At 69.8% G+C, this 23,857-nt stretch carries 14 protein-coding genes; 7 read left to right on the top strand and 7 right to left on the bottom strand.

Features of this window, described 5'->3' with window-relative positions:
• The first annotated feature begins 60 nt into the window (after window positions 1-60).
• From WMF39_RS03015 to WMF39_RS03005, 3 genes are all read left to right on the top strand, one after another.
• The gene (locus WMF39_RS03015) at window positions 61-1,806 is read left to right on the top strand and encodes a DUF1592 domain-containing protein (protein ID WP_437744046.1); all 1,746 of its coding nucleotides are present in this window, start codon (window positions 61-63) and stop codon (window positions 1,804-1,806) included.
• Entirely contained in the window at window positions 1,803-3,194 is a 1,392-nt protein-coding gene (locus tag WMF39_RS03010) for a DUF1552 domain-containing protein (RefSeq protein WP_437744045.1), read from the top strand. Before WMF39_RS03015 ends, WMF39_RS03010 begins: the two co-directional genes overlap by 4 nt.
• Window positions 3,195-3,352: 158 nt before the next feature.
• On the top strand, window positions 3,353-4,351 hold the full coding sequence (locus WMF39_RS03005) for an AraC family transcriptional regulator ligand-binding domain-containing protein (RefSeq protein ID WP_437744044.1): 999 nt from the start codon (window positions 3,353-3,355) through the stop codon (window positions 4,349-4,351).
• A 73-nt stretch (window positions 4,352-4,424) separates the two neighbouring features.
• Here the strand turns inward: WMF39_RS03005 and WMF39_RS03000 are convergent, their stop codons facing one another.
• Both WMF39_RS03000 and WMF39_RS02995 read right to left on the bottom strand, forming a co-directional pair.
• The gene (locus WMF39_RS03000; RefSeq protein ID WP_437744043.1) at window positions 4,425-6,113 is read right to left on the bottom strand and encodes a VWA domain-containing protein; all 1,689 of its coding nucleotides are present in this window, start codon (window positions 6,111-6,113) and stop codon (window positions 4,425-4,427) included.
• A 91-nt stretch (window positions 6,114-6,204) separates the two neighbouring features.
• On the bottom strand, window positions 6,205-11,841 hold the full coding sequence (locus WMF39_RS02995; protein WP_437744042.1) for a DNRLRE domain-containing protein: 5,637 nt from the start codon (window positions 11,839-11,841) through the stop codon (window positions 6,205-6,207).
• A 421-nt stretch (window positions 11,842-12,262) separates the two neighbouring features.
• Between WMF39_RS02995 and WMF39_RS02990 the strand changes: the two genes are divergently transcribed.
• A complete protein-coding gene (locus WMF39_RS02990; protein ID WP_437744041.1) occupies window positions 12,263-14,605 on the top strand; it encodes a membrane dipeptidase in 2,343 nt (780 codons plus the stop codon).
• 835 nt (window positions 14,606-15,440) lie between these two features.
• On the opposite strand, the gene WMF39_RS02985 is transcribed toward WMF39_RS02990, so the two are convergent.
• Genes WMF39_RS02985 through WMF39_RS02975 form a run of 3 tightly spaced genes read right to left on the bottom strand, consistent with a single transcriptional unit; the run spans window position 15,441 to window position 17,325 of the window.
• Entirely contained in the window at window positions 15,441-16,019 is a 579-nt protein-coding gene (locus tag WMF39_RS02985; RefSeq protein WP_437744040.1) for a manganese efflux pump MntP, read from the bottom strand.
• Window positions 16,016-17,035: a CDF family Co(II)/Ni(II) efflux transporter DmeF gene (dmeF, locus tag WMF39_RS02980; RefSeq protein WP_437744039.1), complete on the bottom strand. Its 1,020-nt coding sequence runs from the start codon at window positions 17,033-17,035 to the stop codon at window positions 16,016-16,018. Before dmeF ends, WMF39_RS02985 begins: the two co-directional genes overlap by 4 nt.
• A gap of 11 nt (window positions 17,036-17,046) precedes the next feature.
• Entirely contained in the window at window positions 17,047-17,325 is a 279-nt protein-coding gene (locus WMF39_RS02975; protein ID WP_437744038.1) for a metal/formaldehyde-sensitive transcriptional repressor, read from the bottom strand.
• Between the two features lie 342 nt (window positions 17,326-17,667).
• Here WMF39_RS02975 and WMF39_RS02970 point away from each other — a divergent pair, with 342 nt between their 5' ends.
• From WMF39_RS02970 to WMF39_RS02960, 3 genes are all read left to right on the top strand, one after another.
• Complete coding sequence (locus WMF39_RS02970; RefSeq protein WP_437744037.1) at window positions 17,668-18,849, top strand: hypothetical protein; 1,182 nt, start codon at window positions 17,668-17,670, stop codon at window positions 18,847-18,849.
• 114 nt (window positions 18,850-18,963) lie between these two features.
• The gene (locus tag WMF39_RS02965; RefSeq protein WP_437744036.1) at window positions 18,964-21,342 is read left to right on the top strand and encodes a DEAD/DEAH box helicase; all 2,379 of its coding nucleotides are present in this window, start codon (window positions 18,964-18,966) and stop codon (window positions 21,340-21,342) included.
• Entirely contained in the window at window positions 21,339-22,433 is a 1,095-nt protein-coding gene (locus WMF39_RS02960; protein ID WP_437744035.1) for a hypothetical protein, read from the top strand. The genes WMF39_RS02965 and WMF39_RS02960 overlap by 4 nt, the downstream gene beginning before the upstream one ends.
• Before the next feature lie 121 nt (window positions 22,434-22,554).
• On the opposite strand, the gene WMF39_RS02955 is transcribed toward WMF39_RS02960, so the two are convergent.
• Together WMF39_RS02955 and WMF39_RS02950 are read right to left on the bottom strand one after the other, a co-directional pair.
• Window positions 22,555-22,878 (bottom strand): hypothetical protein, encoded by a 324-nt coding sequence (locus tag WMF39_RS02955; RefSeq protein WP_437744034.1) that lies wholly within the window; start codon window positions 22,876-22,878, stop codon window positions 22,555-22,557.
• A 98-nt stretch (window positions 22,879-22,976) separates the two neighbouring features.
• Entirely contained in the window at window positions 22,977-23,807 is an 831-nt protein-coding gene (locus WMF39_RS02950) for a hypothetical protein (protein ID WP_437744033.1), read from the bottom strand.
• Window positions 23,808-23,857: the final 50 nt, after the last annotated feature.

The raw sequence follows: 23,857 nt of genomic DNA, 5'->3' as shown, positions 1-23,857 counted from the left end.
GCGCCCGAGCAGGTCTCCCCACCGAGCCGGAGTAGCCAGCAGCGTCGAGCGGAGCCCTGAATGACTACATCATCGATTGAACAATTCAAGTCTCACGGAAGCGTGGGCCTGCTCGCCGCGGCGCTCACGCTGTCGGCGTGCATCGGCAACCTGGGCAGCGAAGACGGCACATCGCCGGCGGAGGGCACGAACGGCACGAGCGGCAGCTCGAGCAGCGGAGGCTCGGGCTCGGGGTCGGCGGGCCCCGGCCAGCCATTGAAGTGCGACGCGAGCACCATCGATCCTGGGCCTTCGCCGATGCGGCTGCTCTCGCGGGAGCAGTACCTGAACACCGTGCGCGACCTCGTCGGCGACGTGCCCGGCCTGGATGCGGCGCTCGGCCCCGCGATCGAGGCGTCGGCGTTCGGCCTCTTGCAGCCGGACGTGACGCAGGTCGAGCTCGAGCATTTCCAGGCCGCGGCGGACGTCATCGCCGCGGCCGTCGCCGGCAGTCCGGCGGCGCTCGACGAGATCGCGCCTTGCGAGGTCGGCGCCGAGCCGAGCGAGTGCGCGCGCCGGCTGGTCGTGGGCTTCGGCGCCCGCGCCTACCGCGCGCCGATCACGGACGCGGCGGACATCGAGCGACACCTTCAGCTCTTCGACGTCGGCGCGGAGACGAGCTACGAGCACGGGGTCGAGCTCCTGCTCCGCGGCATGCTGCAGTCGCCGCGCTTCCTCTACCGCGTCGAGATCGGCACCTCGGAGAAGGTGAGCGAGCGCGCCGTGAAGCTCTCTCCGTACGAGGTCGCCGCTCGCCTCTCCTACATGCTGTGGGGCACCCTGCCGAACGCCAGGCTGAACGAGGCCATCGAAGACGGCAGCCTGACCACGAAGGAGGGCGTCGCGGCGCAGCTCGACTGGATGCTCGAGGACGAGCGCGGCCAGAAGCTGGTCCATCGCTTCCTCGGCAGCTGGACGCACCTGAACGGCCTGAACAGCGTGGTGAAGGACGCGGACGCCTTCCCCGAGTGGCAATCGCGGTCGTTCCGTGAGTCGCTGCGCGGGCAGGCCGACGCCTTCTTCGACCACGTGCTCGACGGCGAGGGAGGCAAGCTGAGCGCGCTCCTCACCTCGACGACGGTCTTCTACAACAAGGATCTCGGCGGGTACTACGGCGTCACCGGCGACGAGTCCTTCCAGGCGCTGAAGCGCACGGACGGCGCCACCTCGGGTATCCTGACGCTCCCGGCGCTGCTCGCCATCCAGGCGAAGCCCGCGGAGAGCTCGCCGATCTACCGAGGGAAGTTCGTGCGCGAGGCGCTGCTCTGCCAGCAGCTACCGGCCCCGCCGGCCAACATCCCCAAGCCGCCCGAGGTCGACCCGAGCAGCTCGACCCGAGAGCGGCTGTCCCAGCACGAGGTGGACCCGAGCTGCGTCGGCTGCCACCAGCTGCTCGATCCGATCGGCTTCGGCTTCGAGCACTACGACGCGATCGGCCGCTACCGCGAGCTCGACGGCGGCGAGCCTGTCGACGCGAGCGGCAAGGTCATCGCCACCCGCGACATGGACGGCGAGTTCGAGGGCGTGGCGGAGCTCGGCGAGAGGCTCGCGGGCAGCGCCGAGGTGGAAGAGTGCGTGGCGCGCCAGTGGTTCCGCTTCGCGATCGCCCGCTTCGAGCAGGACATGGATGGTTGCTCGATGGAGAGCTTGCTCGAGACCTTCAAGGCCGCCGGCCAGGATCTGAACGCGCTCCCCCGCGCCGTCGTGGAGACGGACGCCTTCCTCTTCCGCCGTCCGATCGACGCGCACACGAAGGAGATGCCATGAACCGAAGAGGCCCTATCGACCTCCGCACCCAGATCAGCCGCCGCAAGCTGCTGGGCGGGCTCGGCGCCCTGACCGTCGCGCTCACGAGCCCCGTCTGGCGGAGCGCCACGGTGTTTGGACAGGACGCGAAGCAGCCGGGCGCCAGGCGCTTCATCGGCATCTTCTCGGCGAACGGCACCGTGCCGTCGGCGTTCTTTCCGGCAGGGGACGCGCACGAGGCGCCGCTCTCGCTCGGCCCGATCCTGGCGCCGCTCGAGGAGCACAAGCAGAGGATGCTTGTGCTCAAGGGCGTGCACATGAACTCGACGGTCGAGGACGAGCTCGGCGTCCCGAGCGAGAACAAACCCGGCGGCCCGCACATGAAGGGCCCCGGCGCGATGCTCACGGGCGGCTCCCTGCTCGCCGGCAGCTTCACGGGCGCGGGCGGCCCTGCCGGCTGGGCGGATCGCATCTCGGTCGATCAGCACATCGCGAGTCGCATCGGCGAGAGCAGCCAGTTCCCGTCGCTCGAGTTCGGCGTGCGCATCGAGGGGCAGGAGCCGCTCCGCGTGATCTCGTACCGCGGTCCGAACCAGCCGAACACGGCCGTCGACGATCCATTCCAGATGTATTCGCGCATCTTCGCCAACGCGGATCTCTCCGAAACGGAGCTGCAGCGGCTGATCGCCGAGCGCCAGAGCGTGCTGGACTTCCTCAAGGACGATATCGGCCGCCTGAAGGCGCGCGTCAGCTCCGAGGACAAGGCGCGGCTCGAGGCGCACCTCGGCGGCATCCGCAACATCGAGCAGCGGCTGCAGAGCTCGGCGGTCTCGTGCACGCCGCCCACGATGCCGGAGAAGTTCGACACGCGAGCGATGGAGAACTATCCGAAGGTCGGCCGGCTGCAGACCGACCTGATGCTGCTCGCGCACATCTGCGGCATGACCCGCGTCTCCACGTTCATGTGGGCCAACGCCGATAGCTGGCAGTACTATCCCTGGATCGGGGTGAACGAGGAGCACCACGAGCTCTCCCACGCCGGCGACAACGATGCGGTCGCGAACGAGAAGCTCGTGAAGATCAACGTCTGGCACAGCGAGCAGGTGAAATACGTGCTGGATCAGCTGGCGCTCGCGAAGGAAGTGGACGGCAGCTCGGTGCTGGACAACACCCTGCTGCTCTGGGGCAACGAGCTCGGCGTCGGCAACACGCACACGTACAAGGATATCCCCTGGGTGCTCGCGGGCGGCGCGGGCGGCTACTTCAAGATGGGCCGTTACATGAAATACGCCGACCTGCCGCACAACAACCTGCTCGTGTCGGTATGCAACGCGATGGGCCTCGACGACGTGACCACCTTCGGCATTCCCGGCGTGTGCACCGGGCCGCTGCCGGGCCTCCTGGCCTGAGCCCCCTTTTCGCCTCGCACCCCCGGGCGCCCGCGCACGCCGCGCACGCCGCGCACGCCGCGCACGCCGCCGGACGGGTAGGTGCCCAGCGCCAGGATCCGGGTTGCCCCGGGCGGCTTCGGCCACTACGCTCCGACACATTTGGCTTGTGAGGAACCGTGGTCCATGCGCCAGCCCAGTCCGCGTTCTCTGACTTCGTCCTGCTCCTTCTCTCCGCAGCGCCCAAGCTCGGGCTGCCGATCGACGCGGTCCTGCGCGACGCAGCGCTCCCGCCGGAGGCGCTCCGCCAGCGCGGGTTGCCGATCTCTCTGAGCGTGGCGCGGCAGATATGGTCCTCCGCCGAGAAGATGAGCGGCAATCCGCTGCTCGGGCTGCACGCCGCGGAGGGGCTCGAGGTCGGCTCGCTCGATCTCCTGGACTACCTGACACGCAGCAGCAGCAGCTTTGGCATAGCGTTGGAACGCGTCATCCGCTTCGCTCCGCTGGTCGCCAATGGGGGCGTCCTGAGCCTCGAGGTGACCGGTCGCCGCGCGCATTTCCGCCACCTCTCGCCGGACGGCGTGCCCGCCGTCGCGGATCTCATCGTCAGTTTGATGGTGCTCCGGACGCGGGCGTTCTCGGGCGAGCACATCCGCCCGCTGGCGGTGCGCTTCCGGCACCGCCGCGAGCGCGTCGCAGGCGAGTACGAGCGCGTCTTCGACGCGCGGGTCGAGTTCGATGCCCCCCACGACGAGCTGGTCTTCGATCGGGATCTCCTGGAGCTGCCCTTCCATTCCGCCGAGCCGCGCCTCTGTGAGATCCTCGAGGACTGCGCGGCGGCGCGGCTTCAGGCGCTCGGCAAGGTCGGCGGGGCGCCGGCGACCGCCGCCGGCGTCCCGTCGAGCTTCGTCGATGACGTCCGACAGGCCCTCCAGCTCTGCATCGCTCAGGGCAATCCGAACATCGATCGCATCGCCGAGCACCTCGGCGTGAGCTCGCGGACGCTCCAGCGGCTGCTGCGAGAGCAGGGCACGTCCCACCGCGCCCTCTTGATGGAAGCGCGAACCGAGCTGGCGAACCGCTACCTCGCCTCGTCCAGCCCAACGAGGCGCGCGCTCGCCGCCGGGCTCGGCTATGCGAGCACGCGCTCGGTGTCCCGCGCGCTGCGCCGCCGGTGAGCCGGCGCTCACCGGCGGTCCGCGCGGTCCATGACGAGTCAGCGGCGCGTCGCGCCGAGACCGTCGCTCAGCATCACGGATACCATTGAATCCGAAGCTGCCTGTTGCTCGTCGTGCTCACCTGATAGACAACGTCGTTCGCGGTGCCCGGGAACGGGATCGTGGTCGTCGCGGACCAGCTGTTCGCCGGGGCGCTCTGGGGCGCCCCGCCGTTGACCGACACGCTGACGCCGTTCAGCGGGACGCCGTCCGTCGGGCTCATCTGCAACGTCAGGGTCGCCGGCGTCCAGGCGGTCGGGAGGCTCGACCGATCGATCTGGAAGCAAGAGGTCCCGTTGACCGAAGCGACGATCGCCGTGCTCATCGGCCCGAGGCTCTGGCAGGGGGGCGCGGGGTTCTTGTAGAACCCGAACGTGTGCTGCCGCGTGAACATCGGCACGGTGGCGCTGCCGGCGTGGTCCGCGAACACCGTGACGTCGTGGCTCCCCGTCTCGGCGAACTGGCCGACCTTCAGCGAGTAGACGCCGTCGTTGGCCGTCGTGTCGCCGTGCGCCGCAGCGCCGTCGTCATGGAACGACAGGGGCGTGACCGCGCCGCTCGGGCCGGTCATCTCCGCGCTGACCGTGGCGCCCAGCACCGGGCTGCCCAGGTGGCTCACCTCGGCCTCCACGATGAGCGGCGCCGCCCCGACGTTCAGCGTGCTCGGCGTGACCTGGAGCTCGATCGTGTCGGCCAGGGTCGATACCGCGGAGTAGACGTAGATGGGCTGATCCGAGGTGTTGACGGCGCAGAACTGCCAGGACCCCTCCTCGTGCGCCTGCGTCAGGTTCAGGGAGAAGCGCTTGAAGTTCTCCGCCGAGAAGAAGGTCAGGTCGGAGCCAGACGCGGCGAAGTTCGCCTCGGTGATCTGGGACGTCGGGTCCCACGGGGGAAGCAAGTAGACCTCCGGCGCGGCCGCCCCGACGAAGATCATCGTGAAATCCACGATCTGCGCCGCCGAGACCAGCGTGTCCGCGCACGCGAACGACAGCGGCGACTGCGGCGACGGAGGCGGGATCTGCGTCAGCCCCTGGTCGATCATGCCGCCGTCGCGGCAATCGTTCGCCATGCGGTTGAACGCGCCGATCAGCTCGAGCTGATCGATCGCGGTGTCGCTGTCGGCGCGCAGGTAGAGCCCGGGCGAGAACCCGTAGTTCGCCGCGATGTCGCTCATCATCGCCTCGTCCGCTCCGGACCCGAGCGCGATCGAGTGGACCTCGTCCACGCGACTGAAATAGTCCGCGTAGAAGTCGCTCGGGGCAGGCGGGGTGTTGTGCTGACCGTCGGACAGCAGGATGACGCACTCGCGCGCGCTCTTGGTCGGGCTCTCGGCGATCAACATGTCGAGCGCCTCCTCCAGGCCGGCCCCGATCGAGGTGGAGCCGTCCGCGACGAGCGCGTCGACCGCCGCGTCCAGGCCGGACGCCGGCAGCGCCGTCATGGGGTACGTGATCGACGAGGTGTCGGAGTAGCTCGCCACGCCGAGCAGCTCCGTGAACGACTGCGACGCCGGCACGTTGCTCGATATGAGCGTGTTCCAGTAGATCTTGGCCGCCTTCTTCGCGAGCTCGATGCGGTCGCCGTACATGCTGCCGGACCGGTCGATGATCACCACATGGTTCGTGTCCAGCGGGGCGACCTGGGCCAGCGCCGCGGACACCCCCGCCGCGCTCGCGAGGAGACCGCCGGCGACGCATGCGAACATTCTGAATGACCTTCTCATGTGCTCCAATCCTTCTTGAGTGTCGATCAAAACCAAAGGTCCAGAGCGGGGCGCATCTTCGTATCTGCGCCCCGCCCTGTCGCGCCGGCGTTCAGGGCCTCCGGAACACCACCTCGAGCTTGGGGCGCCGCGCGGCGGTCGCGTGATCGCTCGACGTGAACGAGACCTCTCGCCACTTCACCACCTCGTCCTGGAGCCGCATCAGGAAGCCGTGGTTGTTCGCGGGCGCGCTCAGCATGTCCCGCACGAGCGCCGTCACGTCGACGCGCTCGTAGTCCTGACCGTCCGACGTGCTCTGCGGCAGGAGCACCTGGTTGAGCGTCGTGGTCGTGGGCTGGTTGGCCCAGGTCACGGTGTTCTCCTGCCACGCCGAGGTGACGCGCTGGAGCAGGAAGGCGTTGGAGCCGCCGAGCGTCGCGTGCCCCGGGGAGAGGCCGTTCGAGGTACCCTGGCCGTAGAGGCGCGCGTCGGGATCGGCGTAGAGGCTGAGGCGCGCCCGCTCGATCGTGGAGCCCGCCGGGATGGTCGACAGATCGAAGCGGAAGAGGCTCCGGTTCGTGTATTTGACGTCGCTGGACGTCCACAGCCCCGCGGTCAGGTTCGGGGAATTCCCGTTGTTGGTCCCGGCGCCCGAGCTCAGGCTGGTGATGGTCGCGTCGGCGCCGGCGCTGCCGGGCTGGATCTCCAGCCGCTCCGGCTCGTTCTCGCAGCGGCCGCCTTCGACGAACACGCCGCTCACCGCGTCGCACTGCGCCTCGTAGGTCGGCGTGTGGCAGGTGCCGTCGGGCTCCGTGCACGAGCCGATCGGCGCGGCCCCGCAGGCGTCGATCTCCGCGCAGCTGTAGCCGCTCACGAAGTAGCCGCCGGCCTCACGGCAGCTCGCGCTGGAGCCGATACCGCCCGTGCCGAGATCGGTGCAGGTCTGGGACCGGCAGCACGCGCCCTTCGCCTCCAGGAGGCAGCTCGACGAGCAGCCGTCTCCGCTCTGCGTGTCGCCGTCGTCGCACTGCTCGGACGCCTGCTTCACGCCGTCGCCGCAGCAGCGCTCGACGGTCACGCCCGCGTTCTTCACGACGGAGCACTGGATGACGTCGTCCTCGGGGCCCTGGCACATCCCGCTCACGCACGTCTGCCCCGGTCCCGTCGTGCAATCCGCGTCGTCGATGCACGTGCAAGGCACGGTGTCCTCGGAGTGGTCGTCGAAGCACGCCTCCACCTCGGCGAGCCACGTCTCGGCCAGGGCGCTGCGGTGCACCAGGTTGAACGCCTCGAGCCCATTGCTCGTGTCGTACAGCAGCTTGGTCAGGTCGAACGTGGGCGTCGGGTTGTTGACGACGGCGCCGCTGAAGTCGCCGAGCCGCAGCTGGTTGGAGACGGGGGAGCGCTGCGTGTCGAGGCAGCCCCAGTGCATCAGCAGGTACAGGTGCGCCTCCTGGCACGGGAAATTGAGGTTGCCACGCAAGCCGCTCACCGGTCCGACGTAGGAGCAGGTCCCGGTCACGAACGTCTCGGCGAGCGCGTCCTTGTCCTGCAGCCAGTCCATCATGGGCCGACCGTCGATGCAGAGGTTCTCCATCGTGGACACCTGCTCTCCCAGCGCGAAGCCGAAGTCGATGACCTCCTGCACACTGGCCTTCACGTCGTCCGTGGTGGGGGGCAGCGGGTCCTCCGCGTGGAGCGGCATCTCGTCCTTGCACCACGAGAGGAAGTCGGCGGTCTCCGACGTGATGGCCGCGTAACGGGTCACCTCCTTCTCCTGGTAGTTCGTCACCTCGCCGAGCGACGTGCTGTCCCACTGGTACGTCGCCTCGAGCCCGGGCTGGAACTTGGCCTTGGCGACCGAGCCGATATCCCAGGATCGGCGCCAGTCCCAGAGCGTGAACTTCCTCGGCTTCTTGAAGAGCTTGAACTCGAGGCCGACGTGGATGCCCGCGTTGAGCGCGGCGATCAGCTCGATCTCGCTCATGCCGTAGGTGGCGATCGCGTGGGCAGGCGCCTCGGGGTTCTTGAGGCCCCAGATCACCTGCTCGGCGTACTGGGCGCCGGCCTGCGGCGCGCACGCGCCGTCGGGCGTGCAGACCTGACCGTAGCCGCAGACGGTGTCCGCGGTGGAAGAATCGTAGTTGCAGCGGCGGGTGCACGCGCCCTCGACGCACGTGCGGCCTGGCTCGCTCGCGCAGCTCGGGTTCGGCTCCCCGCTGCACAGGCACGCGACCGGCGTGCCGCCCACGGTGCACAGCTTCTTCACGGCGTCGCAGGTCTCGCCGCTCGCGCAATCGGCGTTCGACGTGCAGCCGCACGCGGACTGGAAGCCGGCCTGGAGCGGGTGGCAGCCGGGGCCCCTCCAGTCGACGACATCGCTCCGGGTCTCGGTCACGCAGCGGTACGCGCCGAAGTTGCCGGGGCACTCGGACTCCGTGACGTCGTACACGACGGCTCCCGGGACCGATGCGTCGCAGTTGCTCCCGAGCTTGCGGACCGTATACGGCAGCGTATCGCTCACATAGATGTCGCCCGACGGCAGCACGGCGAGGCCGCCGGGCAGCTCGAAGACGGCCGTCGTGACCAGGCCGTCCTGCCATACGGTGCCAGGCGCGCCGGCGACCGTGGCCGTGGCGCCGAGCGCCGGGTCGAAGCGCCGGATTCGACCAGGCCTGTTGCCTTCGCCGATGAACACGCTGCCAGCGCCGTCGATCGCCAGCGCCTGCGGCGAGGTGAGCCGGGCGGCCGTCCCGACGCCGTCCGCGGAGCCCGCGGCGCCGTTGCCTGCCACGGTGGTGACCATCGAGGTCGCGATCTCATACCGGCGCAGCGAGTGATTGAACGCGTCGGCGATGTAGAGATTGCCGCGCCCGTCGGCGACGATGCCGGCCGGCTCGGCGAAGCGCGCGGTCGTCCCCACGCCGTCGGCGTTCCCGGACAAGGGCGCCTTGCCGGCGACCGCGATGTTCGCGCCCGTCGCCAGATCGATCCAGATCAGCGTGCGGTTCGCGCTGTCGGTGACGTACAGGTGGCCTCCGACCACGGCCACGTCACGCGGCGTGCCGACCACCGTGCGGTCGGCGATCGTCGTGACCTGGCCGCTGCTCAGCGTGAGCTTGCGGATCGTGCGGCTGCCGCGATCCGCGAGGTAGAGGGCGCCGTCGTGGAGCGTGATGCCCGAGAGGGTGTTGAACCGCGCGGCGGTGCCCACGCCGTCCGCGGTGCCCGAGGCGGTCGACCCCGCGATCGTCGTCACCGCGCCGCTCGCCAGGTCGATGCGGCGGACGGCGGTCCGATCCGCGACGTAGAGCATGCGCGTGGCCGCGTCATAGGCCAGGTCGCCGGCCTGGAGGAAGCGGGCCTGCGCGTAGCTGCCGTTCGTGAGGGCGCGCGACCCGGCCAGGCCGAAGGGCGACGACGCCACGGGGAGGCAGCAGACGCCGTGCTTCTGGCAGCCCGAGATGTCGCGGAGATCGTCGCTCCGCACGTCGGTCACGCAGGTGCCGTCGCTGTCGCACTCGTCACAGGTCTTGTTCGCGTTCCACTTGGCGGTGAAGCCTTGCTGGAAGGCGCTCTTGAGCAGCTTTGCCTTCTTCTCCTTCATGAAGGTGGCGAACAGCTCGTACGAGAGCTTGCCAGAGTCGCACCACTCCTCGGTGATCCCCGTCCAGTCGTCGATGCAGGCGCGGCCGCCGGTGATGAAGGTGAGGCAGCAGGAGTTGTTCGTGTCGAGCGGGGAGCAGCCGAGGTTCAGCTCGGACTCCTCGACGAGCCGGTTCGAGCAGTACGTCTGATCTTTGTGGTTGAAGACGGGCTTGCACTCGAGGTTCTCGTCAGGGTTGCTGTTCACGAGCGCCCGCTCGAGCGAGGTGTTGAGATCGACCACGCCGCCGGAGCCGCTCGGCCTGAGATCCACGGAGAAGCCGATGCTCGCCTCGACGCCGACCTTCAGCCGCTTGCCGAGCGGCACGCCGAGGAAGAGCTTCGCGCCGATCTCCGGCTTCACCGAGACCTCCGTCCCCGCCTCGCCGGTCACGTCCGGCGCCTGGAACGGGTGCATGTCGCGATCGAAATCGACGTCCCCGATCTTGTGGTTCGTGTGCTTGTTGAGCGCCTCCTGCAGGCGCTTGCGCATGAAATAGGCCTCGTCGTACCACTCGACCCCGGCGCCGAGCCGGAAGTACGGGATGAGGAAGGCGCCGGGGACCGGCGGGAGGGGGATCTTCGTCAGCTCCTTCTCGATCGGCTTCATCTGCATATCCAGGTTGAGCGCAGCGGCCATGACGGCGGCGGAGCGCCCCTCCCAGGGCTCGACCGGCTCCGCCGCGTCCCTGGGCCAGGTGGCCGGGCTCGGAGCGCCGCTCGGCGTGTAGTCCGCCGTGTAGGAGAACGGCATGTAGGTCCCGATGAGGAACTCCTGCGGAGCCACCCGGCCGTCGCCGTCGGTGTCGAGCGATTCGACCTGATCCCCGTCCGCGAGGTAGAAGACCCCGTTTCTCTTCGCCGCGGCGAGGCTGAGGCCGCCGCCGCCGGAGTGGCCGAAGGCCTCGATGCCGAGCGGGGCCTCGCGGTTGAACCACTTGTACCCGTCGAGCTGCATGTTGAACTCCATCCCCGGCTGGATGCTCAGCGTCTCGCCGAACGCCGTCACGGCGAAGCCGCCGGTGCGCATCTGGGCGCGTCGCTCCTCGCTCAGGTTGTGCGACGTGTAGCGGCCGCCGATGCCCCACTTGCCGTCGCCGCTCTCGACCATCGTGGCGTACGCGCCATGGCCGGCCCAGGGGATGCACATGTGCAGGTCGGGCCGCTGCTCGGAGTAGCTGCCGAGGTGGTAGCCCTCGGTGTAGAGGTCGATATAACACTGGATCTTCGCGAGCAGCTCGGTGGCGTTCTCGAGCTCGCCGCCGGCCTGCTCCAGGAAATCGGCGAAGCGCCCGTCGGAGATCTCGCCGGCCATCTTGTCGAGCCACTTGAGCGCCTTGCGGGCCCATTTTTCCTTGCCCGCGCTGGTCTGCTGGACGTCGTTGGAGAGCCAGACGAGCACGCCAATGCTGCAGGTGTTCGTCGGCGTCGTGGCCGGATCGCAGAAGTCGGAGCACTCCTCGTAGGTCGTCTGGCTCTTCTGGATGACGTCCGTGCACCCGGCGACCACTTGCTGGGTGCAGATGCACCTCCCCTTGCCGGCGTCCTCGATGGTCTCCGTGTCGGCGGCGTTGATGGCCTCGGCCGTCTTGTTGACGATCGACGAGAGGAGCTGCATCGACTGAAGGACATGGAAGTTCGTCGTGATGTTCTGGAGATCGGCGCCCTTCGGGTTCGGGTTCTCCGGCATCTTGCCGAGCAGGTTCGGGTCGCACGCCTTGGGCTTGAACTCGAAGCCTGAGCCTCCGCCGGCCCCGCTCGCGCTGCTGGCGCTGCTCGACGCGCTGCTGGCGCTGGCGCTGGCGCTGCTCGACGCGCTCGCGGCGCCCGAGCCGGTCTCGAACTCCTCGAAGACGGCGTCCGGCCGATCGGGCTGCTGAGACCACCTCGGCCAGCTCGGTGCGCCGCTCTGGCAGCCCACGTCGCCCGCGGAGCAGAGCGCTTGCTGCACGCTTCCGATGGGCTCGTTTGGCTCGCTCGGCTCGTCGGCGCCGCCTGCGCAGGCCGATGCGACGATGCCCAGGCAAAGGAGGAGCGGGAGGCGCCCCGCGCGCCTGGGATCCGCGAGGGCGTCTCGTGATTGGATGAGCTGACGTATCAGCATGGACCTGAGAGCTGTCATTGAATCAACCCCGACGGCCTGATCGGCCGAGATGAGCGGACGTGACGCGGTCGGCCGCCGTGCCCGCTCGCGGAGCGGCTCGCGGTCTCCCATCGTTGCGTGGATTAGCTGCCTCTGGGCCGGCGGCGAAGGCGACAAACCGCGCCAGGCGCTGACAAAACCCGCCACGCGCCGCGCGGGCCCGGTCCACCGCTTGAAAATGCGGTGGGGACTACCCCAGCTAACCAGGCGTCCTCAGCGCCTGGAACCCCCACGACCGAACCCCCGGACCGCGACACCCATGACCTGCCCCGACGATCGCCTGACACGTGCCCTATCGACTCGACCCGGCCCGGCGCCCCGAGCGCGCCGCTGGCGCTGGCCGCGCCCCTTCGCGACCGCCGCCCTGGCCGCCCTCGCGCTCATGGCGTCCGCGTGCGACCCGGGAGCGCCGTCGCTTCCCGGTGAACAGGGCACGACAGACGATCTCGCGCTCTCTGCTTCGCTCGGCCTCTCCGCCGGCGCCGCGACGGCAGACGGCACCGCGGCGGCGCCCCCGGTCCCCTCCCCGGCGGCGCTCGGCGGAGCCCCGGTGAGCGGGTTCGCGGACCTGCACTTCCACATGATGTCGGAGGAGGCGTTCGGGGGTGGATGGCTCCACGGCAAGCACGACGGCGCCGGCGCCCTGGACGATTGCGACGGCGGCAGTCCAGGGAGCGATCACGCGCGCGTTCGACAGGATCTCAGCGCGCTCCTGGACCGGTGCCCCCAGTCGACGATGCTCGATTTCGCCAGCAACGGCGCGCTGTCAGCGCTGCTCGGCCTGGGCGGCGGCATCGGCGGCTCGGAGGTGATCGGCCAGACGGAGGGGACGAGCGGCGACACCGGGCTCCACCTCGGGCGAAAGCGCTTCTCCGAGGGGTGGCCGCGCTGGGACACCATCGCTCACCAGCAAGGTCACGTGAGCTGGCTGCGCGAGGCCCACGATCGCGGGCTGAGCCTCATCGTCATGTCGGCGGTGAGCTACGACTGGCTCTGCTCGATCCTGCCGGAGCAGAACCGGCAGCGGGCGTGCGACGAGATGGTGGACGTCGATCTCCAGATCCAGATGACCCACGCGCTGGCCGCTCGCAACGCCGGCTGGATGGAGGTCGCGCTCTCGCCGGCCCACGCCCGGCAGATCATCGGCGCGGGCAAGCTGGCGGTGGTGCTGTCCATCGAGGCCAGCCACCTGTTCGGCCGCGACGTCGACGCGGCGAAGATGCACGCGCAGCTCGCCAGGTACCACGCGCTGGGGGTCCGGACGCTCCAGCCGGTGCACCAGGTCGACAACGCCTTTGGCGGGGCGGCGCTGCACAACGCGATCTTCCAGCTCGCGCAGTACACCGAGAACTGCTCCATCGACACCGACTGCGGCGCCACCCTCGCGGGGATCACGCTGGGCATGGATGTCGACGCGAGCTGCCGCAACGTGCGCGGGCTGACGCCCCTCGGCGAAGCGCTCGTCGGCGAGATGATGGACCGGGGAATGCTGCTCGACGTCGCGCACCTCTCGGAGCGCGGCGTGGATCGGGTGTTCGAGCTGGCGCGGGCGCGCGACTATTATCCGATCTACATCTCCCACGGTCACTTCCGGGAGATCATGGCCCCGACGGTGGCGGAAAAAGAGAAGTCCACGCCGGCGCGGGTGATCCGGATGCTCCGGCAGACCGGCGGCATCTTCGGCCTGCGCACCGCGCACGACGAGACCCGGCAGTACAGCCGCAGCTCCGTCGAGAACAGCTGTCAGGGCTCGTCGCGCTCCTTCGCGCAGGCTTACGAGTACGGGCGGCTCGGCCTGAAGGTCCCCATGGCCTTCGGGGCAGATCTCAACGGCTTCATCCAGCAGACCCGGCCGCGCTTCGGCGAGGACGGCGCCTGCTCGGCGGCGTTCCAGGCAGAGGCCGATTGCCAGGCCTGGGAGCAGCGCGAGCAGGGGCCCGGCCCCCTGGGGACGGAGTTCGACGAGAAGGGCCTGGCCCACGAGGGGATGCTGCCCGACCTCGTGGCCGACCTGGATCGCCTGGGCGTGGACACGACCGGCCTGAGATCCTCGACAGAGTCCTTCCTTCGCATGTGGGAGCGCGCCCAGGGGCCGCGGGCCGGGATGGCCGATCCCGCCACCGATCTCGACGAGAGCGGCATCGCGCCCTTCGCGCCCGCGGAGGAGCGGGAATCCGCCTATCCCACGAAGTGCGGCGCGGCCTACTGCCCTGGATTTCAGGTGCTGGGCGGGAGCTGCCGGTTCGATGAGGAGTGCGAGAGCGGCCAGTGCACGGCCGTCGCCTGCAACGCGATCCCGGGCCGCTGCGTCTGCAACGACGACGCCGATTGCGGCGGCGGCCTCCGCTGCGCGCTCAAGACGCCTGGAGTCGGCGGCGACAACGCCTGCGAGCCAAAGAAGGCCGAGCATCAGCTGTGTACGCGCGACAGCGAGTGCGCCTCCGGCCGCTGTGGCGGGCTGATCGCCGGCGCGGGCTTCTGTTACACGCCCGGCTCGAAGGCGATCGGCCAGGGGTGCCGTGTGAACGAGGAGTGCCCCAGCAACCGCTGCGGCGATCTCACCCAGACGTGCCTCTGCCGCTCCGACGCGCACTGCGCGGCGGGCCAGTTCTGCGGGTGGGGCACCAACGAGGGCGAGTGCGTGGACAAGCGCGGCCGGGGAGCGGCGTGCACGAAGGACAACCAGTGCGCATCCGGGAACTGCAGGTTCCTCTTCTGCCGCTGACGCGTCACGCGACACGCCACACGTCGCCAATCTCACTTGCCTGGACGCAGATCGATCGCCGGCGTCCGACTGACCGCGACGGGAGCGATGACGCGTGGACCTGCCCGTCGTCGACGAGCGCCCCCACACCTTCTTCAATGCCTCTCCGTCGCTGAGGCGCTGATTCCGCGCGGCAAAGCCGTATGCGGCCGCGGAAGAGACCCGACATGCGCGCCAAGGCTGGAAGTCGCGGACCGATCCCGTCCAGCCGGAGCGAGCGCACGGCGCGCGGCCCGGCCTGGACAGCAATCCTCGCGCACCGCTGTCTTACCATTCATCACCGTTTTGTATTGCCACATTCCGGGTTCGGCCTATATTCCACACCAATCAACTTTCCTACCGTCCGCCGCGCATCGGCCGCGGCGTGCTGCGGCGCTTGCGCTTCTCAAGCCCAGGACGCTCGTCCATCATCGCTTTGCTGCATCGGCCAGGGAGCGGAGCGCCGCTCCGCCGATCGGAGAAGCCAGATCACGCCTTGAGAAGCCAGGCAGCGCAGCCACGCTGGACGAGCAGCGCGCGTCGACACTGTTCCATTCGTTCGAGGGGGGGCGACATGGATGTTCGTGACATTTACGGCGTGGGAGGCCGCGACCAGAGCAGGGCGGGGCTTCCATGGAAGCTCGCGATCGCGAGGCGCCGGGCGGCGGCTGGGGCGCGCTGCGCAGCGACGCGGCGGCCAGCGCGCGGCCGCGCTCGCCGATCGCGCTGTCGATCTGAGCGAGCGCTGCGGTGCAACTCGGACTCGCCTCGGCCCTGCGCGCTCGGAAGCCGGCGGGCGCGGTCCGCGGGGACACGCCTACGACAGCACAAGGTGTTCGAGGAGAATCTTGAACCCGAGCCCGATGAGCACGACCCCTCCAGCGAGGTCGAGACGCTTGCCGAGCAACGCCCCGAACCGCCGTCCCGCGAAGAGCCCCGCTGCGCTGAGCAGCGCCGTGACGACGCCAATCGTCACGACGGAGATCGCGAACGGGGCGTTCAGCATCGGCAGCGTGATGCCCACGGCGAGGGCGTCGATGCTCGTGGCGATCGCCAACACGAACATCGAGCTCAACGCGAAGGGATCGGCCGTGGTCTCGCCCTCGCCGCCGTCGTCGCCGTCGTCGCCGCGGGCTTCCCAGAGCATCTTTCCGCCGATGAACGCGAGCAGCACGAACGCGATCCAGTGGTCCCACGCTTGCACGCGCGGACCGATCCGCTCTCCGAGCAGCCAGCCGATGACGGGCATCAGGGCCTGAGCGCCGCCGAAGAACCCGGCGACGAGCAGGACATGGCGCGCCCGAATCGCCGGAACAGACAGCCCTCGTGCCGCTGCGACAGCGGTCGCGTCCATCGCGAGCCCGAGCGCGAGGAGCAAGATCGCGCTGAAATTCACGAGCCCCTCCGCGCGTCACCGGCAGAGAGCGGGTGAACCTCGACCGTGACGTGCTGGAGGCTGGCGATCGGGACGAGCGCGTCACGGTAAGCGGAAGGCGCCAGGGGGCTCGGTACCGCGACCGAAACGATGCAGGCGCGCGCGCCGGGACCGATGTCCCACAGGTGGAGATCGACGACGCTCGCTCCTGCGAAGGTAGACTCGATGCGATCGCGGATGCGCTGAGCGAGGGACTCGGAAGGGACGACGTCGAGCAGCTGCCTGGCCGCCTGTCGGCAGAGTCCGTAGCTCCACTTCGCGATGACGAGCCCGCCGACGATGCCCATCGCGGCGTCGAGGAACGTCCAGCCAAGGTAGCGCCCGCCGAGGAGGGCGAGGATCGCGAGCACGCTGGTCAGCGCGTCCGCGAGGACGTGGAAGTACGCCGCACGCAAATTGTGATCGTGCCCGTGGTGGTCGTGGCCATGGGCGTGCTCGTCGTCGGGATCGTCATGGCCAGGGTCGTGGTGATCGTGGTCGGGATGGTCGTCGTGCGCCTCGTGATGGTGCTCGTCCGCGTGGAGGAGCCGCACGCTGACGAGGTTGACCGCGAGACCGACGACGGCGACCGGAAGCGCCTCGGAGAAGGCAATCGACTCGGGATGGAGGAAGCGGCGCAGCGACTCGACGACCATGAGGAGCGCGATGAGCGCGAGCACGACCGCGCTCGTGTACCCGGCGAGGGCGTGCACCTTGCCCGTGCCGAAGGAGAACGCGCTCGACCCGGACTGCTTGCGCGCGAACCAGTACGCGAAGGCCGCCATGCCGAGCGCGCCCGCATGCGTGGCCATGTGCCAGCCGTCCGCCGTGAGCGCGAGCGAGTTCGTCGCGTAGCCGACCACGAGCTCCGCCACCATCATGGCGAAGGTCAGCGCAACGACCCACCGGGTCCTGGCTTCGTGCGAAGACGCGGCGGCGCCGTGATCGTGGGCGTGTCGAAGCTGGGCGAGCCGATCGGATCCCGTGGAGTCGATCATCGTTGCTTCCTTCACTTCACATAGGCGCGGACGATCTGAACCAGCTCCTCCGCGGCCTCCCGCTGGGGTGCCGTTGCACGCCCCCCGTCGATGACGTGCGTGCGGATGTGACCCTCGATGAGCTCGCCCACGAGGCCGTTCAGCGCGCCACGCGCCGAGGTCACCGTCTGCAGGACCTCCGAGCAACCGGCCTCGCCCTCGAGGGCTCGCTCCACCGCTTCGAGCTGCCCGCGGATCCGCCGGACGCGCGCGATGAGCTTCTTCTTGTTCTCGACCGTGTGCACGCACATAATATAGGGGGGTATACTATCTGGATCAAGCGCCGCGCGCTGGCTCCTCTCGGAGGCCGGCGACGGTGGCTCGGTCAGGCGCGAATTCGCCGTCTCCCATCGGGCAGGCAATGCTTCGGGGCAAATCCGGGCCAGTGGCCCCCATGATTCTGCCGAGCACATCGCACACATCACCACATTTCACCAGCATCCACACGCGGCAATGCCGCACGCTTTCGTCCATTTCAACCAAGCGTCCGGGCGCGCGCGAGCGGAAGATGGATGCTTCGAGCAGCGAGCGCCGCTCGAAGCACCACGGTGAACATCGTGGTGTTCACCCCGTTCCCATGGAGGGAAGCGCCTATGCTGGGATGGCTCGGATTTCTCGCGGGCAGCGCCTTCGGCGCGTACGACATCACCTCGGTCGAGGTCACGCGACCGCATCCATCGCTCGAGAGGGTGGTCTACGAAGTGGAGGCCGGGGACAGCCCCCTCGATCGATTCTCGATCATCCACGTGAGCAAGCGCGGGGCCGGCCGCGGCTGCAGCGAGCCCGTGATCCTCTTGAGCCCCTTCACACTTCCGGGCGAATTCTACGAGATCAGCGAGACCGGGAGGTACGCGAAGTCCGCGGCCGGCGAGCTCGCCATGGCCGGTCACGACGTCTGGCTCGTCGGCCAGCGGAGGACCGAGCTCCCGCCCGGCGCGTGCGAGTCCGGCGCCGCCGATTGCAGCGTGATGGCCGACTGGGGCTTCGACACCCTCTCGAACGACGGGCTCTTCGCGCTCGCCCTCGTGCGCTCGCAGAACCCCGGCGCGCGGCCCGTCATCGGAGGATTCTCCGCGGGCGCCAACACGGCCATGGCGCTCGTCAATCACGCGCCCCGCGCCTTCTCGGGCGTGTTTCTCTACGAGGGCACCTTCTACACCGAGGATCCGGAGATCGCCGCGCACAACGACGCGATCTGCAGCAACCTCGAGGGGGCGCTCGCCGCGGGCTCGACCTACGATCCCAGCATCGCCGTCCTCGGGCTCGCGTTGCGCGGCGCCGCCGCGGATCCTCAGGGCGCGTTTCCTCTGCCCATCTTCCCCCCGGGCACGACCAACCAGCTCGCCATGCTGCTCGTCTTCGGCGCCCCGCCCCCTCCGGGCGCGCTCGCCCCGACTCCCTCGTTCGTCCGCGCCGTCGCCGATTTCGAGACGCAGAGCCTCGTCTATAGCGACCAGTCCCGGCTCGAGCTCGTAGGCCCCCTCTTCGACAATTACGGCTCCCTCGCCGCCGTCCGCGATCTCGCGTGCGGGCTCTCGGGGCGCGACGCGAGACACACGTCGAACCTCTCCGCCTTCCGCGGCGACGTGCTCATCTACGTCGAGGGCACCGGCTTCGGCCCCGCCATGTTCGACACCGCAGGCCTCTTCGATCGCGCCGCGTCCGTGACCATCGATCACAACCCCGAGCTCGGCGAAGCGGACGTGTACTTCAACGTCCACTGGAAACGGACCTTCCTAGACCCCTTCACGCGCTGGCTTCGCCAGAAGATCTAGGACGCATTCCGATCAGGGGCGTCAAATTTCCAAAAATAATCGACCTATTTCCACCGTTCTCGCGCCCATGGCACCTCGACATCCCGGAGCCAGAGGGATACACGCGGCCGAGGCATGCAGGTCTCGACGACGCCCATCACGTCGATCTCCGCGAGCGACGTGCGCTGGCTGCTCGCCACGGAAGCGGGCAGCGGGCTGCTCTCCGGCGCTGATCTCTTCACCTTGGCGTTCGCGCTCTCGGGCCGGTCGCATAAGGAGCCGCTGACGCTCGACGAGGCGCGTGACCTGCTCCTCGCGCACGGCCTTCCACAGGCGCTCGCGGGCAGCGCGCTCATCGAGCGGATGCGCGAATCGACGAGCGCGGATCCGGCGTTCCTTGTCTACAACGCGAGCACGTTCTGCATCGACCGCAACGTCGGTATCCCGCGCCGGCTGAGCCAGCTCGTCTTTCGCCACGACGTCCAGCGACTCCTCCTGGCTCATCGCGCGGAGCAGCCGTCGCCCCCGGAGCGCCCTGTCACCCGCGCTCGGACCCGCTCACCCGCGCGGGCTCGGCGGACCGAAGCGCCCACCGCGCCGCCACGAAGTCCCCCCGCCACCCCGACGACCCCGGAACGCCCGCCGCGCGCCCGCGCTGCCGGCCCGCGCGGTACGCCCGCCGCCTCCCGGCCGCCCGCCGCCTCCCGGCCGCCCGCCGCCTCCGGCGCGGCGGAGCCGGCGTCACCGCCCGAGCCGGCTCCTCTGCCGGCTCCGCCGCCCAGGAAGCCGGCGCCGCTCCTGATGTCCGGCCTCGACCGGTCCGAGCTGCTCCAGCGGCTCGCGGGCCCGCCCTCCTCGCTTGCGGCGGTGAGCCACGCGCTGCGCGCCCACCTGCTCGCCTCGGCCGAGCAGTTCGAGGAGCTGCTCGCGCTCGCCGCGCTCACCGGCGTCGAGCCGCACCGCTACCAGATCGAGACCGCGCGCCGCGTCCTCCGCGTGTTCCGCGGGCGCGCGCTGCTCGCGGACGAGGTCGGTCTCGGCAAGACGGTCGAGGCGCTGACGATCCTGCGCGAGTACCAGCTCCGCGGGATGGTCCGGCGGGCGCTCGTGCTCGTCCCTCCTGCGCTCGTCGGCCAGTGGACGGGCGAGCTCGCGGAGAAGGCCGGGATCGCCGCGCGCACGACCGACGACGCCGCGCGCACGGCGGACCCCGAGGCCTTCTGGCAAGAGGAGGGCGTGGTCGTCGCGTCGCTCGCCCTCGCGAGGAGCGCGAAGCACGCGCCGCTCGTCCAGGCCGCCTCGTGGGACCTCGTGATCGTCGACGAGGCCCATCACGTCAAGAGCCGCACGACCGCCGGCTTCAAGCTGGTCGACGGCCTGCACAGCCGGTTCCTCCTGATGCTCACGGCGACGCCGATCGAGACCGATCTCGAGGAGCTCTACAACCTCGTGACGCTGCTCAAGCCCGGGCAGTTCGCGACCCCGGCGGCCTTCCGCGCGCAGTTCGTCGACCCGAAGGACCCGCTGTCGCCGAAGAACCGGGAGCGGCTGCGCGCCCTGCTCGCCGAGGTGATGGTGCGCAACACCCGCGCCGACAGCGGCCTCGCGCTGCCGCCCCGCTATGTGAGCACGGCGCTTGTCGATCCGCTCCTGGAGGAGCGCGAGCTCTACGAGCGCGTCCTCGCCCTCGTGCGCGCGCACGGGGCCGACGCCGGCTCCCGGATGCTGGCCTCGACGCTCCTGCTCGGCGCCGGCTCGAGCCCCGCCGCAGTTCGCGGGAGCCTCGAGCGCATGAGCGCGAGCGAGCGGCGCGTTCCCGGGCTGCGCGCCGCGCTCGCCGCGCTGGCGAAGCTCGCGGCCTCGGTCCGCGCGTCCCGGAAGGGCGGCGCCCTCGTCGATCTCGTGCGCGCTCACGACGAGCAAGTCCTCGTCTTCACCCGGTTCCGCGACACGCTTTCGTACATCGAGGCCGTGCTCCGCGAGGCCGGCGTCGAGCCCGTGGCGTTCCACGGCGGCCTCTCCGCCGCGGACAAGCGCGCGGCGCTCTCGGCGTTCCGCGACGGCCGCGCGCGCGTGCTCGTCTCCACCGACGCCGGCGGCGAGGGGCACAACCTCCACCACTGCCATGTCCTCGTGAACTTCGATCTTCCCTACAACCCCATGCTCATCGAGCAGCGGATCGGGCGGCTGCACCGGATGGGCCAGCGAGAGGAGGTGCGCGTCTACAACCTCTGCGCGCGGGGCACCGCCGAGGAGCGTGTCCTCGATCTGCTCGACCGCCGCCTGCACCTGTTCGAGCTGGTCGTGGGCGAGATGGATATGGTCCTTGGCAACATGGCGGACGAGCGCGATCTGGAGGAGCGGATCGTCTCCCTCTACGCGACGTCGCGCTCGGAGGAGGAGATCGCGAGCGGCTTCGACACCATCGCCGAGGAGCTCGCCGCGGCGCGCGGGCGTTACGAGCAGGTGAAGCGCCTCGACGCCAGGCTCTTTGGAAAGGACTACGAGGCGTGACCGCTGCGCCGGGGATGCTCTCGCCCATGGAGGGGGCGCTGCCCTCTCCGCTCGATTTCGTGGTCGAGGCGCTCGCGGAGGCCGGAGCGCTCGCAGAGCGTGAGGACGCGCGGGCGGTGGCGCTCCTGCCGGCGCAGCTCGCGGCCGAGATCGAGGTCCCGGAGGAGTGCGCCCTCGCGCTCTACCCCGATCGGGACGGGGACGTCGCGTGTGGCCTTGGCTCCACGCTGCTCGAGCGGCTCATCGCGAGGGCGCGCGGGCGGCCGGTGTCCACCTCGGTGCGGCTCGCCGCGGATCCGCCGCGGCCTGCCCACGTGCGGGCCGCCGCGGACCGCTTCGTGCTGCGCAACGGGCTCTGCGAGCCCGGTCAGGTCTCCACGGGCGCGGCGGTCTACGTCGCGGCCATCGTCGCTTATGGGGTCGAGGCCGACGACCGGCGCGAGGGGCTCGTTCGGGTCGTGGTGAACGCACACGACGGCGGCGAGCCGGACGCCGCGGTGGGCGCGCACCTGGATCTCTCCTGGCCGAGCGCCCTCGTACTGCCGAGCGCCGTGCCCCTCTCAACAGACGATCGCGCGGCGGACTGGATCGCGCTCCGCGCCGAACGGGCGGTGCGGACGGCGGTGCAGCCGCTGCTCGGCGAGGTCGAGCGCAGGCACGCGCGGGATCACGATCGGATCGTGTCGTATTTCGCGGACCTGCTCGCGGAGGCGCGGGCGCCGCGGCGGCGCGCGGATCCGAAGGCCGTCGAGGCCAAGGTCGCGCACCTCGTCGCCGAGCGGAACGCGAAGCTCGAGGCCTTGCCCGCGCGGTTCGCGGCGAAGGTGACGTGCTCGGTCGCGGCGCTGGTGAGCGCCGAGGTCCCGGGGGCGCTCGTCAACATGCGTCTCCGGCGGCGCAAGGAGTCGCGGGACATCGTCTTGCGGCTCCCGGCGGGCGCCTCGAGCCTGGACAGGCTCACGTGCGAGGCGTGCGGCGCCGCGACGGCGCGGCCGGCGGCCTGCGACGATCGGATGCACCTGCTCTGCGAGGCGTGCGCGCCGAACGCGCAGGGCCGCATCGCGTGCCCGGCGTGCGCCAAGCGGCGCTGAGGACCTGTCCAGCCGCCGCCGCCAAACCGCTCCACGCTCCGCGGTTTCCTTTTCCGCCTCCGATCCCAGGTGGCCCTGGCGATGGCGCCCTTTTCGCTTCGGTCCCCTGGTGATTCCCGGACTAGCCAGCGGGCGCGTCGAGCACGGGGAACTCCTTCACGGAGCGGCCGCCCGCCTGCTCGACCGTCAATTCGCTCTCCACGTAGAGGACCTGGAGCCTGCTCGGCCCAAGGTTCTGGACGAAGACGACGTTGCCGTTGGGCTGGTAGGTGTCGGTGTGGCCCGTCTGGATGACGACGTCGGTCCAGGCGCCGACGTTGAGAATGGTGATGCTGTAGGTGGTCGCGCCGCCTCCGGGGTTGCCGGTGTTGTAGACGTGCATCGTCCCGGGGATGGGGCCGAGCTTGTAGATGACCTGATTGGGCGGGATATTGACGACGGCCATGGTTGTCTCCTGTCTTGTAACAAGGCACGACGAACAGGTCGTGCCGGTGCAACACGCGATGGCAATGAATAGCAACGTCAATGCCAGGACATCGTCCTTCAGGGGCTCCGGACGACGAGCAGGGGGAGGATGTCCGCGCCGGCCGACACGGCCATGGCCCAGGGCTCGGAGCCCCAGCTCCACCCCGCGTTGATCTCGAACGCGAGCCGGCGGACGCTCTCTTGGCCCAGCTCCACGAGCACGCCTGGTCCTGGCGACGTGGTGGCCGGGTCGCCGGGGCGGAGGCTCGACGCCGCGAAGACGAGGAGCACCGTCTCCATCGGATAGAAGACCTGGCGGGTCTTGCCATAGAGCGGAAAGGAGGCGATGGGCGCGGCGGTCTCGCCGAGGCGCTGCGCGAGGCCACAGGTGAACGGCGTCGACGTGTCGTTCTGTATCGAAATGGCGTTCGCCGGTCCCCCGAGGAGCACGACGCCGGTGCCCGTCGGCTCCTGCACGTACAGCACCTGTCCGGGCTCGATGTCGTACGAGGCCGAGGCGTCCACCCGGGCCGACGGCAGCAGCGTGCGGGTCGCGGTGTAGGCCCGATAAAGCGCCGCCCACGACAGGGTCGTGGTGAGGGAGTAGGTCCTCGATTGGAACCACACGAGCGGCACGCCGGCGGCGTCCTCTGCGCCCACCGCTTTGAAGGCGTACAGCGAAATCTCGGAGGCGGCGAGCGCGCTCGCCGTCTCGGCGCTCATGGAGACGATCAGCCGTCTCTCGGTCGGCGCTGAGGAGGAAATGGGCGGAGCGGCTTCGTCGACGCGCGCGGCCTTCGATGTCGCCGAGCCTGGCCGCTCGTCGGGCGTCCTGAGACCCGTGCCGCACGTGAGGGACAGCAACGACGCGGCGACGAGCGCGGCCTGTCCACGAAGAGGTCGTCGCATGAGGCCTCCTTGCCGCGTCGCGCTCGTCGCCTGACCGCGGAGGGTGAACC

Origin of the sequence: Sorangium sp. So ce1504, assembly GCF_051521635.1 — a bacterium.
Lineage (GTDB): Bacteria > Myxococcota_A > Polyangia > Polyangiales > Polyangiaceae > Sorangium > Sorangium cellulosum_B.
Note: the sequence above shows the minus strand (reverse complement) of the source record. Positions and strands in the feature narration are given on the sequence as shown.

What these genes read in the sequence shown, in the direction of transcription:
- WMF39_RS03015 (WP_437744046.1), top strand. Translation starts at nt 61, where the DNA reads ATGACTACATCATCGATTGAACAATTCAAGTCTCACGGAAGCGTGGGC.
- WMF39_RS03010 (WP_437744045.1), top strand. Translation starts at nt 1,803, where the DNA reads ATGAACCGAAGAGGCCCTATCGACCTCCGCACCCAGATCAGCCGCCGC.
- WMF39_RS03000 (WP_437744043.1), bottom strand. Translation starts at nt 6,113, where the DNA reads ATGAGAAGGTCATTCAGAATGTTCGCATGCGTCGCCGGCGGTCTCCTC.
- WMF39_RS02995 (WP_437744042.1), bottom strand. Translation starts at nt 11,841, where the DNA reads ATGCTGATACGTCAGCTCATCCAATCACGAGACGCCCTCGCGGATCCC.
- WMF39_RS02990 (WP_437744041.1), top strand. Translation starts at nt 12,263, where the DNA reads ATGGCGTCCGCGTGCGACCCGGGAGCGCCGTCGCTTCCCGGTGAACAG.
- dmeF (WP_437744039.1), bottom strand. Translation starts at nt 17,035, where the DNA reads ATGATCGACTCCACGGGATCCGATCGGCTCGCCCAGCTTCGACACGCC.
- WMF39_RS02975 (WP_437744038.1), bottom strand. Translation starts at nt 17,325, where the DNA reads ATGTGCGTGCACACGGTCGAGAACAAGAAGAAGCTCATCGCGCGCGTC.
- WMF39_RS02970 (WP_437744037.1), top strand. Translation starts at nt 17,668, where the DNA reads ATGCTGGGATGGCTCGGATTTCTCGCGGGCAGCGCCTTCGGCGCGTAC.
- WMF39_RS02965 (WP_437744036.1), top strand. Translation starts at nt 18,964, where the DNA reads ATGCAGGTCTCGACGACGCCCATCACGTCGATCTCCGCGAGCGACGTG.
- WMF39_RS02955 (WP_437744034.1), bottom strand. Translation starts at nt 22,878, where the DNA reads ATGGCCGTCGTCAATATCCCGCCCAATCAGGTCATCTACAAGCTCGGC.
- WMF39_RS02950 (WP_437744033.1), bottom strand. Translation starts at nt 23,807, where the DNA reads ATGCGACGACCTCTTCGTGGACAGGCCGCGCTCGTCGCCGCGTCGTTG.